The organism is Nitrosomonas supralitoralis, from assembly GCF_003011925.2.
GTDB lineage: Bacteria > Pseudomonadota > Gammaproteobacteria > Burkholderiales > Nitrosomonadaceae > Nitrosomonas > Nitrosomonas supralitoralis.
On record NZ_PXXU01000019.1, the window covers coordinates 28,585 to 45,579 of the forward strand.

At 45.5% G+C, this 16,995-nt stretch carries 15 protein-coding genes; 8 read left to right on the forward strand and 7 right to left on the reverse strand.

Translation table 11 applies throughout. From position 1 onward, the window contains the following. Positions 1–6: 6 nt before the first annotated feature. The 6 genes from C7H79_RS07840 to C7H79_RS07865 all read left to right on the forward strand — a co-directional run bounded on the left by C7H79_RS07840 (position 7) and on the right by C7H79_RS07865 (position 3,843). Positions 7–318 carry an STAS domain-containing protein gene (locus tag C7H79_RS07840; protein ID WP_242447195.1) on the forward strand — a complete coding sequence of 104 codons (312 nt, stop codon included), beginning with the start codon at positions 7–9 and terminating at the stop codon, positions 316–318. A 52-nt stretch (positions 319–370) separates the two neighbouring features. After that, positions 371–1,288, forward strand: coding sequence for an ABC transporter ATP-binding protein (locus C7H79_RS07845; protein WP_106706734.1), 918 nt, complete (start codon positions 371–373; stop codon positions 1,286–1,288). Further along, a complete protein-coding gene (locus C7H79_RS07850; RefSeq protein ID WP_106706735.1) occupies positions 1,285–2,040 on the forward strand; it encodes an ABC transporter permease in 756 nt (251 codons plus the stop codon). Before C7H79_RS07845 ends, C7H79_RS07850 begins: the two co-directional genes overlap by 4 nt. A 48-nt stretch (positions 2,041–2,088) precedes the next feature. Then, positions 2,089–2,334 carry a BolA family protein gene (locus tag C7H79_RS07855; protein WP_106706736.1) on the forward strand — a complete coding sequence of 82 codons (246 nt, stop codon included), beginning with the start codon at positions 2,089–2,091 and terminating at the stop codon, positions 2,332–2,334. A gap of 87 nt (positions 2,335–2,421) precedes the next feature. Continuing rightward, on the forward strand, positions 2,422–3,210 hold the full coding sequence (gene djlA / locus C7H79_RS07860) for a co-chaperone DjlA (RefSeq protein WP_106706737.1): 789 nt from the start codon (positions 2,422–2,424) through the stop codon (positions 3,208–3,210). Between the two features lie 24 nt (positions 3,211–3,234). Further along, complete coding sequence (locus C7H79_RS07865; protein WP_106706738.1) at positions 3,235–3,843, forward strand: glutathione S-transferase; 609 nt, start codon at positions 3,235–3,237, stop codon at positions 3,841–3,843. Between the two features lie 1,016 nt (positions 3,844–4,859). Here the strand turns inward: C7H79_RS07865 and C7H79_RS07875 are convergent. From C7H79_RS07875 to C7H79_RS07895, 4 genes are all read right to left on the reverse strand, one after another. Further along, positions 4,860–5,771 carry a restriction endonuclease gene (locus tag C7H79_RS07875; RefSeq protein ID WP_106706740.1) on the reverse strand — a complete coding sequence of 304 codons (912 nt, stop codon included), beginning with the start codon at positions 5,769–5,771 and terminating at the stop codon, positions 4,860–4,862. A 127-nt stretch (positions 5,772–5,898) separates the two neighbouring features. After that, positions 5,899–7,128 carry a hypothetical protein gene (locus tag C7H79_RS07880; RefSeq protein WP_106706741.1) on the reverse strand — a complete coding sequence of 410 codons (1,230 nt, stop codon included), beginning with the start codon at positions 7,126–7,128 and terminating at the stop codon, positions 5,899–5,901. Further along, positions 7,118–7,405 (reverse strand): hypothetical protein, encoded by a 288-nt coding sequence (locus C7H79_RS07885; protein ID WP_147383573.1) that lies wholly within the window; start codon positions 7,403–7,405, stop codon positions 7,118–7,120. The genes C7H79_RS07880 and C7H79_RS07885 overlap by 11 nt, the downstream gene beginning before the upstream one ends. 536 nt (positions 7,406–7,941) lie before the next feature. After that, entirely contained in the window at positions 7,942–8,286 is a 345-nt protein-coding gene (locus tag C7H79_RS07895; RefSeq protein WP_106706743.1) for a hypothetical protein, read from the reverse strand. Positions 8,287–8,571: 285 nt separating this feature from the next. On the opposite strand from C7H79_RS07895, the gene hrpA reads away from it, so the two are divergent. Next, the gene (gene hrpA, locus C7H79_RS07900; RefSeq protein WP_106706761.1) at positions 8,572–12,330 is read left to right on the forward strand and encodes an ATP-dependent RNA helicase HrpA; all 3,759 of its coding nucleotides are present in this window, start codon (positions 8,572–8,574) and stop codon (positions 12,328–12,330) included. Between the two features lie 128 nt (positions 12,331–12,458). Here hrpA and C7H79_RS07905 read toward each other — a convergent pair whose 3' ends face one another. Together C7H79_RS07905 and C7H79_RS07910 are read right to left on the reverse strand one after the other, a co-directional pair. Continuing rightward, the gene (locus tag C7H79_RS07905; RefSeq protein WP_106706744.1) at positions 12,459–12,752 is read right to left on the reverse strand and encodes a hypothetical protein; all 294 of its coding nucleotides are present in this window, start codon (positions 12,750–12,752) and stop codon (positions 12,459–12,461) included. 336 nt (positions 12,753–13,088) lie between these two features. Beyond that, positions 13,089–13,328 (reverse strand): hypothetical protein, encoded by a 240-nt coding sequence (locus C7H79_RS07910; RefSeq protein WP_106706745.1) that lies wholly within the window; start codon positions 13,326–13,328, stop codon positions 13,089–13,091. Positions 13,329–14,114: 786 nt separating this feature from the next. Between C7H79_RS07910 and ftsH the strand changes: the two genes are divergently transcribed. After that, on the forward strand, positions 14,115–15,938 hold the full coding sequence (gene ftsH, locus C7H79_RS07915; RefSeq protein ID WP_106706746.1) for an ATP-dependent zinc metalloprotease FtsH: 1,824 nt from the start codon (positions 14,115–14,117) through the stop codon (positions 15,936–15,938). Between the two features lie 61 nt (positions 15,939–15,999). Here the strand turns inward: ftsH and C7H79_RS07920 are convergent, their stop codons facing one another. Further along, positions 16,000–16,917 (reverse strand): peptidylprolyl isomerase, encoded by a 918-nt coding sequence (locus tag C7H79_RS07920; protein WP_106706747.1) that lies wholly within the window; start codon positions 16,915–16,917, stop codon positions 16,000–16,002. Positions 16,918–16,995 lie beyond the last annotated feature (78 nt).

Sequence of the window (16,995 nt, forward strand, 5' to 3'; positions counted from 1 at the left end):
GCCACAATGATTTTTCGCGAGAGTGGCAAAATTATTGTGCAGGGTTCGGTCACGATTGATAATGTTGTGCTGCTGACACAAGAAGGAATTGCGCTGTTTGATGATCAGCCACTCACTATTGATCTGGAGAAAGTGTCTGCAGTAGATTCAACCATTGTCAGCATGTTGCTTGAGTGGTTGCGTGCAACACGCAAACATACCCATAAGCTGCAGGTCATTAATATGCCTGAAAGTCTCACAAGCCTGATCCAATTATATGGGGTGGCGGAATTAATTCCGATTCCGTTATCCCCGGTCACAGACCCAGGCAATCCTTGATCCGATGGGGTTTTGCTGTCGCTGAAGTTCTTGTCGTTAAATTCTTCTTATGATGTTGTCTGCGATTGAAATCGAACGTGTGTGCAAAGACTTTGGGAGTGTGCGCGCATTAGTCGATATTGATCTGGAAATCCGTCCGGGAGAATTTTTTGCGCTGCTGGGCCCCAATGGTGCCGGAAAAACAACGTTGATCAATATTATTGCCGGCTTGACTCTGGCCAATAGTGGCTCGGTCAATGTAATGGGGCACAACGTTATTACACAATACCAACAGGCGCGGCGGAGTCTGGGTGTAGTTCCCCAGGAATTGGTATATGATCCTTTTTTCAGTGTGCGCGAGGTTTTACTCATCCAATCGGGTTATTACGGAATAAAACACAATGCTCCCTGGGTGGACGAAATTATTGAACGCCTTGATTTAACCGACAAGGCCAATGCGAATATGCGCTCTTTATCCGGTGGCATGAAGCGGCGTGTTCTGGTTGCACAAGCGCTGGTACACAAACCACCGGTCATTATTCTGGATGAGCCGACTGCGGGTGTGGATGTGGAATTACGCCAGACCCTATGGGATTTTATCAGGCAACTCAACCAGGATGGACATACGATTGTTCTGACTACGCATTATCTGGAAGAAGCGGAAACCATGTGCAGCCGCGTGGCGATGCTCAAAGCAGGCAGGATTATTGCACTGGATAGCACGCAGAATCTGATTGGAAAATTGGCTGCAGTCAATTCGCTGAGAATAAGGTTGTCGCCTGATCATTTACCTTTGGCACTGCAGCAGCTCAAGCAAAGTTATTTTAATGGCCTGTATGAATTGCGAATAGACAATTATGCGCAAATAGAATTTATTTTGTCGGTTTTGAGATCTGAAAATACACACATTCAGGAAATGTACCTGCAGCAGCCTGATCTGGAAGATGCTTTTGTCAATCTCATCAGAAATAGCGGGAATAAATTACAATGACCGGTTTTTTTACCTTGCTGCATAAAGAATTGCTGCGTTTCTGGAAAGTTGGTTTTCAAACCATCATAGCGCCGATGGTTTCTACTTTATTGTATCTGCTGGTTTTTTTTCACGTGTTAGAGACGCGGGTGGAAGTTTACCCGGATATAGCGTATGCCGTTTTTCTAATTCCTGGATTGATCATGATGTCAGTGATCCAGAATGCCTTTGCTAATTCATCTTCCAGCATGATTCAATCCAAAATTAGCGGCAACATCGTTTTTGTACTGCTTTCGCCCATCACGTATCGTGCCATATTTTTTGCCTATATTCTGGCCTCCATTGTTCGGGGGCTTTTGGTGGGTCTCGGTGTTTATCTGGTCACATTGATATTTTTTGATATTCCGCTACTATTACCGCATTGGGCAATATTGTTTGTCATTCTGGGAAGTGCAATACTGGGCGCATTGGGATTAATTGCAGGAATTCTGGCAGATAAGTTTGATCAATTGGCCGCTTTTCAGAATTTTATAATTTTACCGCTCACGTTTTTATCAGGCGTTTTTTACACCATTCATTCGCTGCCAGCGGGTTGGCAGTATTTATCTCACCTTAATCCATTTTTTTATATGATTGATGGGTTTCGCTACGGATTCTTTGGTGTATCGGATATTTCGCCTCATCTAAGCTTATTGATTGTATCTGTCAGCATGATAGCGATATCCGCTCTGACCATCAATTTGCTTAGAACCGGATATAAGCTGAGACAGTAAAATAGTAGCTGTACTTTAATTACTCATAATGTATGAAGGAGAATTGAAATGCTTACCGCAGAGAACGTTAAAACATATATTGAATCATCGTTACCCTGTGAACATGTGCTGGTGGAGGGAGACGACGGGGTTCATTTTCATGCTCTGATCGTCAGTTCCGAATTTAAGGGGAAGAATGTAGTGCAACAGCATCAGTTGGTATATAAATCACTGGGGGGGCGAATGAAGCAGGAGATTCATGCGCTATCGATGAAAACACTGACACCTGAGCAATGGACAGCAGCATCACAATGATTCAAGAAAACCGCTGACAATTTGGCTGACATCTTTCAATCGAAGGGTAACTTATAGCCACCCCCTATTTACTGATCTGGAATTTCATTGTTTAGAATACTTGGTGCCTTCGTCGGGTTTTTCATCTTTGGCTTTTTGGGCATCTTCCTGGGCTATTTTGTTGGAAGCTTTATAGATCGTTTTAACGCGTACGGTTCTGGTGGAATGAATCCATTCAATGCTGCGCGCCGTCAATCGGTTTTTCTGGAAACCGCTTTCATATTGATGGGCAAACTGGCCAAATCGGATGGACGTGTTTCAGAAACTGAGGTGTCGCATGTGGAGCAATTCATGCAGAAACTTGGCATGACGCATGAACATCGATTAAAGGCCATTGCCTTATTCAAGCAAGGTGCAACGATTAACTATGATGTTCATCCGCAATTAAATCAATTCCTCGCTGTATGTGGCGGGTCCAGTAACTTGAAACAGATGTTGCTGGTGTATTTAATTATCATGGGATTATCGGACGGACAGTTGAACTCCGCCGAAGAAGCGCTTTTGCGAGAGATCGCCGGGCGCCTTGGGTATCATCAGGCGGCATTCGATCAGCTAATCGATATGGTGAAGAATCAAATGCACTTTGCCGGTGGGCAAACAAGCTCACCCAGTGCATTAGAGGACGCATACCGAGCGCTAGGTGTCAGTAATGATAGTACAGATCAGGAAATCAAGCGGGCGTATCGCAAATTAATGAGTCAATATCATCCGGACAAATTGATGGGGCAGGGCGTGCCGGAGGAAATGGTCGCGATGGCCACTGAGCAAGCCAAAGAAGTGCAGACTGCTTATGATTTAATCAAAAGAAATCGAGACCAGAATCGCTCGGCTTCTTAAAAGAATCGGAAACGTAATCGAATTATGAAACCGCTCCTGTACACATTCCGCCGCTGTCCCTATGCGATGCGTGCCCGATTGGCCATTAAAATCAGCGGAGTCGAAGTAGCGATGCAGGAAGTCAGTCTGCGCGCCAAACCGAAAGAAATGCTTGAATGTTCACCGAAAGGCACTGTGCCGGTGTTAAAGTTTGCCGATGGCAGAGTACTTGAACAAAGTCTGGACATCATGCAATGGGCGCTTTCCATCAATGATCCTGAGCATTGGCTGGAGGATGATCAGGAAAAATCGAACGAACTCATGTCCTTGATCAAGCAAAATGACGAATCGTTTAAACCGGCGTTGGATCTTTATAAATATGCCGTCCGCTTTCCGGAGCATTCCGAAGCTTATTACCGCGAACAGGCCGAACCCTTTTTAGCTGACCTGAATGCACGGCTGACTAAGGACGGCTACCTGCTGTATGGCCGCTATACATTGGCTGATATGGCCATCTTTCCTTTCGTCCGGCAGTTTTGCAATGTTAATCCGGATTGGTTTTATGCTTCACAATATGATTATCTGATTCAATGGCTGAATCGTTTGGTTGAATCTGAATTGTTTCAAAGCGTAATGCAGAAAGAAGCTGATTAACAGACTGAGGCGGCTGAAAAACGTATTCGAGGCAGTTGATACAAGGCAAAAGCAGGCGAAAAGCGCAGTTTATGCTTAATAAATGAGCATTGTGAACCTGTTTTTAACACCGGAAGCAACGCAGATAGTTTTTCAACGGCCTGATAGGACGCCTTGCCACCTGCCTGTAAATGCGAGTGCGCCTAGTCAATGACGGTTGGTGTGCGACCCGGGGGCAGAGTCGTCTGAGCTCGACGCCAACAAGCCCGCTGCAAACTGGTAGCGAAAATATTCATTCTCTTTTTCGAATTCGAACGACCAATCTGGCTAAAAGGGCGAGTGCCACAAACCAGCAAATGGCCGCAAAAGACCATTGCAAAAGCGGAAGCTGCCAGCGAAAGTAACCGAGGACACTTCCTGTTCCCGCGAGCGCTAGTAAACCTACAACAAACGCCGCACGATAGGGGCGCCGAAGTGACCACGCAATTGCGTTCCGCCAATCTGATCGCCGCACGGTGTTGTATTCTTCGACGTTCATGATCTGATGGTGCGGCCTAACGCAGAGTTAAGAGACGCACGATGCGTAGCATTGGGCGTCCTGTGGAGGTACTTGATGCCGGAACGTACTTGAGCATTTTGTTATGTGATTTCATGGGCGCCCAATTTCGTGCATTAACCAATTTTTAAGGTTGACCTGGTTTTTTGTTTGGTCGAATTCAAAAGTTATCATGGTATATAAATTCTATCTTTACCGCACAAAAATCTAGGAATGTGTTTTGACGCCACCGTTCGCGGTGAGGCGGGCACAACGACTCGATCAAGGAGGTAGCTGCCAGCGACAGCATATCGGCGTCAGAACTTCGTGCTTTTTACAAAGGCGCTCAACAAAATTGCACTTAATTCATCTGTGCTATTATTAATTCCAGGACTGATACCTTGTTGTATGCAAACGGATTTTCTTTCTGTGGTCATATCGTTCGAGCTAACCGGGCGGTCCGCCGTTGACGCTCCGGTTGAGCGAATGGTTAGGCATCGCCTTACGACTCCTCGAAGTAATCTGAGTCGATCCTCTTGACTACGTATGTTGCGGCTGGAGAGACACCAACGTCAAAGTCGATCATCAGGCCGGCGAGTTGCTTGCCGTCGATGAGTACGACCTTTGTATCGATGCGCGTTGCGTAGTCAGCGGCCTCGGCGGTGTAACTGGAAGTTGTGATGAATACGCCCTTCTTTGCACGATGTCCTTGTAGAGCGCCGACGAATTTCTGAATCTCAGGCCTACCGACTGACCCCTGCCAACGCTTTGCTTGGATGAAGATCGTGTCGAGTCCGAGTCTATCTTCCTTAATAATTCCGTCGATTCCACCGTCGCCAGTTTGCCCGATTCGTTCCCCTGCGTCTCGACGTGAGCCGCCGTAACCCATCTTGACAAGCAACTCTACGACGAGTTGCTCGAAGAATGTTGGTGAGCAACCGAGAATGCGACTAAGGAGTTCCACAGCGAGTTGTTCGCGTAAGCCCTGGTGCGCGAGTTCGATTGCCTCCTCCGGTGTGGTCTTTGATTGCGGTAGCTCGGCTACTGCCACAGCGCCGTTCTGCGGTTTTGAGGCCTCGCGAAACTCGATGAACTCGGGGAATTGTTCCAGGTACTTGACGTCGATCCTACTCGGGTTCGAGGCAAGCGTCTTGAGGCCGCGCTCAGTAATCTTGAACACCGCGCGTTTTGGCGATTCAAGGAGAGCTGCCTTCTTCAGGTATGTGCGCGCCCACCCAATCCGGTTCTTGAAGATGCCCTGTTGACCAGAAGGCAGAAGCTCGGCGCGCTCCGCCGGGGTCAGTTTGAAGTGCCCTGCCAGGCTCTCTTCAGCATCGCGAAGAGTGTGTTCTGTTCCATCGGATAGATACCGGAGAAACGGAAGCATGCAGGTCTGATAGTCGGGAATGGCCATTTTGTTGAGGATAGCGGAGGATGGTGCCTGCGATACCTAACGCCTGAGTTCAGGGGCGTTTGAGGTGATGCCCATTTTTGCGGTAGCAAAAATGGGCAGCGGGTCAAACGTCCCTTGCAACGATTTGTTAGCTTTCATTTGCGAGGTGTGCCAGCCAGTCATCAGAAGTGACCAATTTTCCACATTCAAACCACAACACTCCAATTCCCATTGCAGAAAGAAAAAGACGGTCCCTTGATTCAGGCATTGACGGTAAAAGTATCGCAAGATGTGCTTCATCAACGTCTCCGCCAATTACGTACCAATAGTGATACAACTGACCAACAGCCATTCTTATATTTGCGCTATTGGTAGTGCTTTTGGTCTCAACTAAAAGGTCATTCTTCTCACCATCGTAATTCTTAACCAGAACGTCGAACATGCAATCTTCACTGTCACCTTCAATGAGCAAGTAATCTTCCATGACATCAAGAAATGCGTTGGTAAGCTGGTTGTGCAGGCGCCGATGAACCCGTTTTCCGCTACGTGATATCACATCCACATCTGACTCGTCCTTTAGCGAAAGTTGAGTGACGGTCTTTGTGTCTTTTCGAGCCAACAAGCGCTTCGTGGGGGCTCTTGTCGACGTCCGAACGAAGTCCACAGCATCGCGCCCCATCGCCCTGCCAACTTGATCTAAATCTGCAGCGTCGGAAATTCCAGACTCGCCAATCATGCCCGACATCGCCGCGAACTGATTCGACAGTGAAGACCCCACCACATTAAGCGAAACAAGCACATTCTGAACCCATTCATTTCCGTTTATCAGTGGGAAACAGACATCCGGATCGAGTGAGAATAGTGCCGGCGTGACAAAATATTCTGCTTTCATCAATTGTTCAGGATGATTTGCTTTCGGAATACCCGGCAGGCATTCGAGCCTAGCGATCAGCTTCCTTCTGTCACCAATGCTCGTTGCTTGAAACGCAGCGAAAAAAAGCTGCTCCAACTCTTTATGATGTTCTTCTATCCACCCTCGGACGCTGTTCCGATAAGCCCCATAGAAGTTAGTAAATCCCGTGTGGCGGCGAACAAGCCCGCCAATTTCTGTCGATCCAGTTATTGCCACGCACTGCTGTGCCACTTCATCAAGCGAATGACCTGCAAAGTTAATACTAAGCGCATTTCCAAGTGCGGGAATCTTGGTGCTTTCAATATATGCAGGATTATCTCCTTCGTAGCTATTTGTAATCCAAGCTAGTTTGGCAAGACCAAATACATTTTCAGGGCTCGTTGAATTAGTGTTAAATACATGACGCGCGACGACCCGCACCAATCTATTTGTGTCTCTTTCTCTTTCGGCCCAGTTAATCGACACGTGCACTATTCCTTATGTGGAAACTCATGCCCAGAGAATTGAGTGGAGATTCAAGTCTTCTAAGCAAGAACTCCTCAATTGCGGGCGCTTCAAATGCTCGATCCTTTGGAACGGCAATGGTTGCGATGTAACGAACATCTTTGAACGTATCGTTCTTTGCAACCCCTTTGCCAAGAACCTTATCTCCCCACCTGAAATAGTCTCCGAGACGATGGCCAATCGTCCTACCACACGACGCCTTCCCAACGCGCAGAACAATACCAGCCTCATTTAGCAAGACGTAGACACCAGCGCTCCCGGCGTTGGGGTAGGTGGAAGCGAACGATGTGTGCAGGTCGTAGGGCTCGCTGACCGAGAGCAAAAGCCCCGGCCGAGGGAAGCTGCTGCTTAGTTCTAGGACCGCAGCCCTGACATCTTCGAGAGTGCTCATGCTACTTGGCCACTAACGTAATATATAAGACATTTTGTCCAATAATCTTGTATGTGATGTCGTATAATCGTAGTTGTGATTAATTATGATCATGTATTTTAATATAAATCCAAGAATTGAATAAAGTAAATGATACAAGTAAATACGACAGTGCCGCCCGCAAAGAAACTGCTTGATCAAGTCCGTGAGAAAATAAGATATAAGCACTATAGTTTAAGTACGGAAAAAACTTATATTTCTTAAATTTATTTTTCATGGTAAGCGTCATCCGGCTGAAATGGGCGCAAAACCAGGGTCAGGTACCGAATTGCGAATCCAAGACAGGTGATACGCACATCACAAGGTCGTTAAACAAAATTATATCTAATTCATCGGTTATATCCTCAATTCGCGACTGGTCTTCCTGTTGAGCGCACCGCTTGTGAAGATAAGATATTAGTTTGTGCATCCCAAGCCCGTTTGTGACCAATATCAAACCGAATAGCACTGTGTTTTTTCTGCTGCCATGTTTGCAGATAGCCGGAGGACTTGACTTCTATTTTTAAACCATCTTCGGTCACTAAATCGTAGGCATCCCATTCTGTTCTGGACTTGTGCGCACAGCCTGTTGCACAGGCAATAATATACTCGGCCAATACTCCGCGCAGGGCGTTTGACATGAAGTCAGAATATGCCCATTTCCAGAAATCTTGTGCTTTGATGGGTTCATAAAAGCTAACGTAATGCATAAAATATTTCGTCCAATAATCTATCAGGTAATGTCGTAAAATCACGTGCTTTATAAATTATCATCATGATTTTACTTTATACGATGGACATAAGTGAATGGTTCAGAAAAATACGACATCACAACCCGTTAAAAAATTGCTGGATTTAGTAAGGGAAAAAATTCTGCAATCATTATAGATAAACCACAGAAAATTGGACGTTATTGCTTGCAGTATCCTCCGCACCGGATCAATTGTATTGATCATCTGCCTGCGAATTGGTCCAAGCATGCAATTGATATTTCTATGAAAAAATTCTCTCCCGATATCATCACCAGGCGGCTTGCCAATCTTCCGACTCCTGCTTATGCAGAAGATCTGCCGGTTAATCTCCGGCGTGAAGAAATCAAGGATGCAATCGAGCATCATCAGGTCGTGATCATTTGCGGCGAAACCGGTTCGGGTAAAACCACGCAAATTCCTAAAATCTGCCTTGAATTGAAGCGGGGTGTGAATGGACTCATCGGGCACACTCAGCCACGCCGTATCGCAGCCCGAACGGTTGCCGCACGGATTGCTGCTGAGCTCAATAGTCCGTTGGGTCAGGCAGTTGGTTACAAAGTGCGTTTCTCGGACAAAATCAGCCCGAATAGTTATATCAAATTGATGACGGACGGGATTCTGCTGGCGGAAACGCAAGGCGATCCGCTGTTGCAAGCCTACGATACATTGATTATCGATGAAGCCCATGAGCGCAGTCTGAATATTGATTTTCTACTCGGTTATATCCAACAACTATTGCCCCAAAGGCCCGATCTTAAGCTCATCGTTACTTCTGCCACGATTGATGCGCAACGCTTCTCACAGCATTTTCATGATGCGCCTATTATTGAAGTGACCGGACGTTTGTATCCGGTAGACATTTTATATCGCCCGTTGCACACCGATGATGAGGAAGATAGCGATATGCAACGCGGCATCATCCATGCGGTTGAAGAATTGGTGGCGTTGGGCTCGGGCGATATTCTGATTTTTCTTCCGGGTGAGCGCGAGATCAGAGAGACGGCAGAAACGTTGCGCAAACATCATTTTGAACGCTTGCGCAGTGGGATTGAGATCTTACCCTTGTTTGCACGCTTATCGTTTGCCGAGCAGGAACGGGTTTTTCAATTGAATAGTCATCATCGTCGCATCGTGCTGGCGACCAATGTGGCTGAAACTTCATTGACGGTTCCTGGCATTCATTACGTGATTGATAGCGGGTGGGCGCGTGTGAATCGCTATAGCTATCGCAATAAAGTAGAGCAATTGCTGGTCGAGAAAATTTCCCGTGCATCGGCTGATCAAAGGGCAGGGCGCTGTGGACGGGTGGCGAATGGCGTTTGTATTCGCTTGTATTCAGAGCAGGATTTTGAGGCGCGTGCGCGATATACTGATCCGGAAATTCTGCGTTCTTCGTTGGCAGCCGTTATTCTGCGGATGAAATCGCTGAAAATTGGCGAAGTGGAGAGCTTCCCATTTCTGGAAGCGCCAGCGCCACGCATGATTGCCGATGGTTATCAATTACTGGCGGAACTGGGTGCCGTCGATGAGAAAAGACAGCTGACCGAGATCGGCTGGCGATTGGCTAAATTTCCGATTGATCCCAAAATCGCCCGTATGATTTTAGCGGCGAAACAAGAAAATTGCCTGCACGAAATACTGATCATTACTTCGGCCTTAAGTCTGCAAGATCCACGGGACAGACCCTTTGATCAGCAAGCGGCAGCCGATGAAGCGCATCGACGCTTTCAGGACGAGCGCTCGGATTTTCTTTCCTATCTGAAGCTTTGGGATTTCTTTGATGAATTATTAAATCATAAGAAATCAACTCGCAAGCTGATCGCCCAATGTCGTGAAAATTTTTTATCCTATCGACGCTTGCGTGAATGGCGCGAGATTCATGGTCAACTGCATGCGTTGATGACAGAGTTCGGTTTTAGGCCCAACCAGATACCCGCGGGCTATGATGAAATTCATCGCGCGCTACTCGCTGGATTGCTCGGCAATATCGGGTTTAAAACCGAGAAAGATGGGGAATATCTCGGGGCTCGTGGCATCAAGTTTGCGATTTTTCCCGGCTCTGTGTTGAGAAAAGGTAAAGCCAAGTGGATCGTTGCAGCGGAGTTGATCGAAACCAGTAAATTATATGCGCGCTGCGCGGCAAAAATTGATCCGGCCTGGTTGGAAAGAATTGCCGGTAGTTTGTGCAAAAGACACTATTCTGATCCGCATTGGGAAAAGAAGCGAGCGCAGGTCGTAGCCTTTGAACAAGTAACGTTGTATGGCTTGATTATTGTTCCCAAACGATCGGTTCATTATGGGGTCATTAATCCGCAAGAAGCACGCGAGATCTTTATTCGCTCGGCGTTAGTGGCAGGAGAACTTGTAACACAAGCGCCTTTTTTTCAACATAATCAGACATTGATTCAGGAAATTGAGGAATTGGAGCATAAAACGCGCAGGCAGGACATATTAGTCGATGAACAGGAAATTTTTGCCTTCTTCAATGCCATAATTCCGCAGCAAGTAACCAACGGTGCTGGATTCGAGAAATGGCGCAAGCAAGCTGAGCAGCAGGATCCACGGTTGCTTTATTTGGAACGCGAATTACTCATGCGTCACCAGGCCGATCATGTGACCGAAGTGCAGTTTCCTGAGTGCATGACTTTGCCGGATGGTAGCGTGTTGTCACTTGCCTATCGCTTTGAACCGGGTCATATATTGGATGGGGTTACTGTTTCTGTACCGCTACCATTATTAAACCGCTTGGATGGCAAACAGTTGGATTATCTGGTGCCCGGTTTAATTCGTGAGAAGGTTACCTGGTATTTGAAGGCGCTACCCAAACAAATTCGCCGTGTTCTTGTGCCGCTTCCGGAATCAGTCACCAAATTTTTGGAAAGCCATTCAAAAGCTTTGCATGTGCTTACGTTGCCGGAAGCATTAGAAAAGTTTGTGCTAAAAGAAACCACCTTGACGGTTCCGTCCGAGGTTTGGCAAAACAACGATATTCCAATTCATTTATTGATGAATATTCGAGTAGTCGATGATGCCGGACAAGAACTGGCCATGAATCGAGATCTTAATGAATTGCAGGGGCGACTCGGTAAAGCGGCGCAAATGACTTTTGTGCAGCGTGACGACGAGAGCGAAAAAAATTCTATTGAGCGTGAGCAGATAACGCAATGGGATTTTGGCGATTTGCCCGATGAAATATTATTTAAGCGAAATGGCCAACAATTGACAGGTTATCCGGCGTTGATTGATCACACCGATAGTGTCGCCATCCGATTGTTTGACACGCAAGAAGCGGCTGAAACTGCGATGCGTTCGGGTATTAGACGGTTGTTATGTTTAGCGCTGAAAGACCAACTCAAACAATTGGAAAAAAATCTGCCGGGATTAAGAGAAATCAGCATGCAACTGAAAACCCGGATAAATCCGGGCGACCTGAAACAGGATATGTTGAATGCCATCATGGATCACGCACTATTGAGTGATGATTTACTTCCACGCACAGAATCAGCATTCATTGCACAAAGACAGCGCGCCAAGAACCGACTTCCGGATGTTGCCACCACTCTGGCACGTTTGCTGCAGCAGATAGGTCGTGAGTATCAAACTCTATCAGAGAATTTTTCCAATATCCGGATCAATAAAGCAAAAAACGAACTAAACGTGCAACTTGAAAATCTGATTTACCTTGGATTTGTCAGTCATACGCCCTGGAACTGCTTGCTGCAGATTCCACGTTATCTGAAGGGGATGACATTGCGGATTGAGAAATTATCCGCAAACCCCGTGCGTGATGAGCACAATAGCCTTGAAGTGAATGCGCTTTGGCAAAAGTATTTACAACGATTAGAAAAACACCGGGAAATTGAACGTGTAGATGAAAATTTAAGGGAATTTCGCTGGCAAATCGAAGAATTGCGAGTGTCTTTGTTCGCACAGGAATTGAAAACGCCCTATCCAGTATCGGTTAAACGACTACAGAAACTATGGGAAAGTCTGCGCGCATGATTCGATCTGATACTGCCACAGCCAGTTATTCGTCACTCGAGATAAATTGTGAAGATGCAATTACTCCCCCGCAACAGGTTGCGGGGGAGCTTTTTTTTACACTGCAAAACATCAGTGCTAAGAATCCGTTATATGGCCGGAGTTAATCTGCGCTCTGCTCCCTTAGGGATATTTGAATTCTTGGGCGTAGGATCGCTGGGAACTACTTCTTCCGAAGGAAGCTGCATATATTCTTCTGCAGTTTTTGTTTTTGCAGCTTTTTCTTTATCGAGAATATAACCGGTTTCATAATTGGGCCCAATGCTTTCTTGATCGACAAACTGATGATTTGGATGAAAAGATTTATCGAAAGCAAGTACATTCCCTGCATAAAAAGCTGCGCACATAGTGATTGCTAATGTTAAGGCTTTTAATTCATTCATGATGATTCTCCTTGTATTTTCGTTTTAATGTGAGCCATGAATAATGACTTGTCATCCTCATAAAGGTATGTACGGTTTAGCACATTTGGCGGGCAATACATAAAAATATTGTGTAGGGTTATATAAAATCTGGGAATACAAGCCGCTACACTCTATGCGCCAGTTAGTTAATATACACCAAAAACAGCTTTATTTTTTAGAATAGAATAAATTAGCCGTTGAAGTTCGCTATATTGTTTCAAGAACAAGCCGTTAAGTTATGCAGTAGCACGCAAAGACTTCACTGATGAATGGTTCGAGTATTCATGCAGCAGAGCAATTACATACCCTGAGAACCTAGCGCAATCCTAACGAATCAAGCGTAATATCATCCTCTTCATAATCACTGTCGCCAAAGTCTTTTTTGACGATTTCGAATTCATTATCATCAAAGTCATTTTTGATAGTTCCAAATTCGTCAATAATTTTTGCTAAATAACTGGATGGAATTTTGCTGTTTGCCACTGCATCTTCTTCTCCATCCAACTCATGGGCAGAATAAAATTCATCATCGCCAAAAGAAAGTTCTCTGATCATCGCTATCAACCTCCACATAACAAGTATTTGTAGAAATGCTATTGATATCATATTGCGTTGATATAACTCCATTAATAACATGTGGTTTCTGCCGTTATTTTCAAGGTTTGGAAGGCTCTGGATAAATTTTTACCTTTTGTGAATTTATCTGGAATTTAGCAACGCCTAAATAGACCACGAGATTTGATATCAGTCATGGGGCGAAAACGAGTGCTCAATAAGTGTGAAATATGGCTTAAATTAAGCTTTTATCTATGAACAGATACGATCAATCATCGACCTCATATAGGCTTTAAATTTACTAATTATCTAAGTTTTAATTTAGTGATAACTATTAATACTTCAAGATTAGCTAAGGACCCAGCATCTGCCGACAATTCGAACTCGGGGTCTAATTCTAATGTCACTGTTGTTGTCACGACACAGTTAAAATCATGACTGTTTCTTAACAATGAAAACCAGCAGATTGAAAATAGCAGTTGATACTTCGCTTGTTTGCGACGGAGTGTTTTAACTGTTTTTTTGCCGCGAAACCGAATAAATCTTCGTTTTCAAGGGCGTGCCCGTATATATTAACGGTGTAAATTGAATTGGCTGAGTTATGAGACTTATTCAGGTTTGTTTATAGTTCCAAGAAAAAGTTAGTTTTTCATACGGCGCCATATTATCATCTTCGCAGTGGAGTGGGTTACAGTGCGGAAACTTATGCAGGATTGCATTAACTTCTATCGTTGCTTGCATCAATGTAATTGGGGAATTTTCTAATCCAAATTTCGGAGTCAATCAATGGACAAAAAAACGCATCTTAACTTCTGGTTTATTACCATGGCATTAATGTCTTTGCTGTTGGTGCAGAATTTGTATAAGCAATACACTCAAGTTGAGCCTATACCCTATAGTCGTTTCCAGAATTTTTTGGAGCAGGGGCAGGTAGCCGAGATTGCGATTACCGAGAATCACATTTTCGGAACATTAAAGGAAAAGCATGCGGATGGGTATAAGGATTTTGTCACTACCCGAGTGGAACCTGAGTTAGCGGAAATCCTGGATAAATACCATGTGGTATATACCGGTGTGGTGCAAAGCACCTGGCTGCGCGATTTAATGTCCTGGATTGTGCCGACAGCGATTTTCGTCGGAATCTGGCTGTTTGTGATTCGTCGTATGGGAAGCAGCATGGGAGGCGGATTGATGTCGATCGGTAAAAGCCGCGCCAAAGTGTTTGTGGAAAAGGAAACCAAGGTGACTTTCGATGATGTGGCGGGAGTTGATGAAGCTAAGGAGGAATTGGTGGAAATTATCAATTTCTTGAAGAATCCGGTGGATTATGGTCGTTTAGGCGGACGAGCGCCGAAGGGTATTTTGCTGGTGGGACCGCCAGGCACTGGGAAAACTTTATTGGCCCGCGCAGTAGCGGGTGAGGCGGGTGTGCCGTTTTTCTCCATTTCTGGTTCGGAATTTGTAGAAATGTTTGTCGGAATTGGTGCGGCCAGGGTACGAGATTTGTTTGAACAGGCAAGGCAAATGGCACCGGCGATAATTTTTATTGATGAACTGGATGCCTTGGGGCGTGCACGGGGTGCTTACGGAATGGGAGGTGGGCATGACGAAAAAGAACAAACGCTGAATCAACTGCTGGCAGAACTGGATGGTTTCGATTCCAGCAGTGGCATCGTGCTGCTGGCAGCGACCAATCGACCGGAAATTCTTGATCCGGCATTGCTGCGTGCCGGACGATTTGATCGCCAGGTGCTGGTGGATCGTCCGGATAAAATTGGACGAGAGCAGATTCTTAAGGTGCATGCGAAAAAAGTAAAGTTACACACTGACGTTAAAATTGAAGAAGTTGCTGCTCTAACTCCAGGATTTACCGGAGCGGATCTGGCAAACCTTATCAACGAGGCAACGCTATTGGCGACTCGGCGTGCTGCGCCATCGGTTGCGATGACGGATTTTAATAATGCTATTGAACGCATCGTGGCAGGCTTGGAGAAACGTAACCGTCTGTTGAATCCCGATGAGCGCCGTGTAGTGGCGTTCCATGAGCTTGGACATACGATGGTGGCATTGGCGTTACCAGGTACCGATGAGGTCCATAAAGTATCCATTATTCCGCGTGGTGTCGGCGCACTGGGCTACACTATTCAGCGTCCTATCGAAGATCGTTATCTGATGACCCGCGTGGAGTTGCAAAATAAAATGGCGGTATTGCTGGGTGGGCGTGCATCCGAGCAGATCGTGTTTAACGAAATATCCACAGGCGCGGCAGATGATCTGATGCGCGCTACCGATATTGCGCGTGCCATGGTGTTGAGGTATGGTATGAGCGAGGCCTTGGGGAACGTGGCGTATGACCGGGAGCAATCGGCATTTCTACAACCGAATGTTCCTATGCCACAAAGTCGAAATTACAGTGAAGAAACTGCCAATAAGATCGATATTGCAGTCCGTATGCTGGTCGATCAAGCTCTGGAACGTGCGGTCAATATTCTTCAATCCAATCGTGGCTTGCTGGATCAGACTGCTCAGGAGCTATTGGAAAAAGAAACACTCAATCAACCTGAGATACTTAAATTAAAGCAAGCGATCATGTCCCGTGCATCAGATTGAAGAGTACGGGCTCTAACTCTAGATTGATTAGTTATCTTATTTTTGTTTCTGTATCGAAATATTATTCGTAACTGACTAATGTAAATTGAAATGATTCTGCATCAGTTAATTGCATTTGCACGTTATTAATAACGGTAGATGCATTGATCATTGCCGATGGAATGTGTAATTGACCATTTGCACTCGAGAAAGTGGCGATATTGAGCGGTTTATTATCCAGCGACACCACACTGTCTGGGGCGAGTTCAAATACAATCGAAGGGCTATCTTGAATCAACCGCAAATTGACTTCCAGTGCATTGCCCGTTCCTATATCCACTGCAAAGCTCAGAATTCCTTGGCTGAAAATGCTCGCTGCATCAAAGAGCTCAACTTGATTTATTCGCACCAAATTACTTAGCAGGACAGCGGATGAACCATCATAATCTTTCAATGGCGTCGCAGGGAGGTTGACGCCCAGGTTTCTTATGGGGAGTGCTTCCATAGCAGCGATGACGTTCATTCCATCAAATATAACGCGACCAAATACGGTGAAGCCTCCGTTCTGATTATCCAGATTTGAGGAATTATCCTTTAAGTTAACAAACCATTGACTGGTTGCGCTGTTGGGATTGCCTTCAAGTTTTGCCATGGCGACAGTTCCACGGGTGTTGGAAATTTTAAATTCATTGATGATCGGAGAAAAAGTATTTACGGCGGTGAGCGATTCGCCAGTGGCGGCAGAGATAATTTTAAAACCGCCCCCTTGAATGACAAAGTCCGGCATGCTGCGATGAAAGATTCCATTGGTATAGGCATCACTTTTGATGTATTTGATGAAGTTTGCTGTTGTGATCGGTGTCTGCGTTTCAAAAAGCTCCATACAAAATTGCCCCATATTGGTTGAAAAGCAAGCGACTTGATTGGCCTGTGTAAGGGGTGATGAAAAAAGCAGACAAGTAAGCAATATGGTTTTATAAAGGACTGTATTGATGCGCATGATGATTGGATATTTCTGAATGAGTTGAGATTGGATTTTACTGATAGATTTATGACTGAGGCAATACTTTTATTTTTA

Bases quoted from the DNA above. Each gene is read 5' to 3' on its own strand.
- C7H79_RS07840 (WP_242447195.1), top strand. From the start codon at position 7: ATGATTTTTCGCGAGAGTGGCAAAATTATTGTGCAGGGTTCGGTCACG.
- ftsH (WP_106706746.1), top strand. From the start codon at position 14,115: ATGGACAAAAAAACGCATCTTAACTTCTGGTTTATTACCATGGCATTA.
- C7H79_RS07850 (WP_106706735.1), top strand. From the start codon at position 1,285: ATGACCGGTTTTTTTACCTTGCTGCATAAAGAATTGCTGCGTTTCTGG.
- hrpA (WP_106706761.1), top strand. From the start codon at position 8,572: ATGAAAAAATTCTCTCCCGATATCATCACCAGGCGGCTTGCCAATCTT.
- C7H79_RS07855 (WP_106706736.1), top strand. From the start codon at position 2,089: ATGCTTACCGCAGAGAACGTTAAAACATATATTGAATCATCGTTACCC.
- C7H79_RS07910 (WP_106706745.1), bottom strand. From the start codon at position 13,328: ATGATCAGAGAACTTTCTTTTGGCGATGATGAATTTTATTCTGCCCAT.
- C7H79_RS07845 (WP_106706734.1), top strand. From the start codon at position 371: ATGTTGTCTGCGATTGAAATCGAACGTGTGTGCAAAGACTTTGGGAGT.
- C7H79_RS07875 (WP_106706740.1), bottom strand. From the start codon at position 5,771: ATGGCCATTCCCGACTATCAGACCTGCATGCTTCCGTTTCTCCGGTAT.
- C7H79_RS07865 (WP_106706738.1), top strand. From the start codon at position 3,235: ATGAAACCGCTCCTGTACACATTCCGCCGCTGTCCCTATGCGATGCGT.
- C7H79_RS07920 (WP_106706747.1), bottom strand. From the start codon at position 16,917: ATGCGCATCAATACAGTCCTTTATAAAACCATATTGCTTACTTGTCTG.
- C7H79_RS07895 (WP_106706743.1), bottom strand. From the start codon at position 8,286: ATGCATTACGTTAGCTTTTATGAACCCATCAAAGCACAAGATTTCTGG.
- C7H79_RS07905 (WP_106706744.1), bottom strand. From the start codon at position 12,752: ATGAATGAATTAAAAGCCTTAACATTAGCAATCACTATGTGCGCAGCT.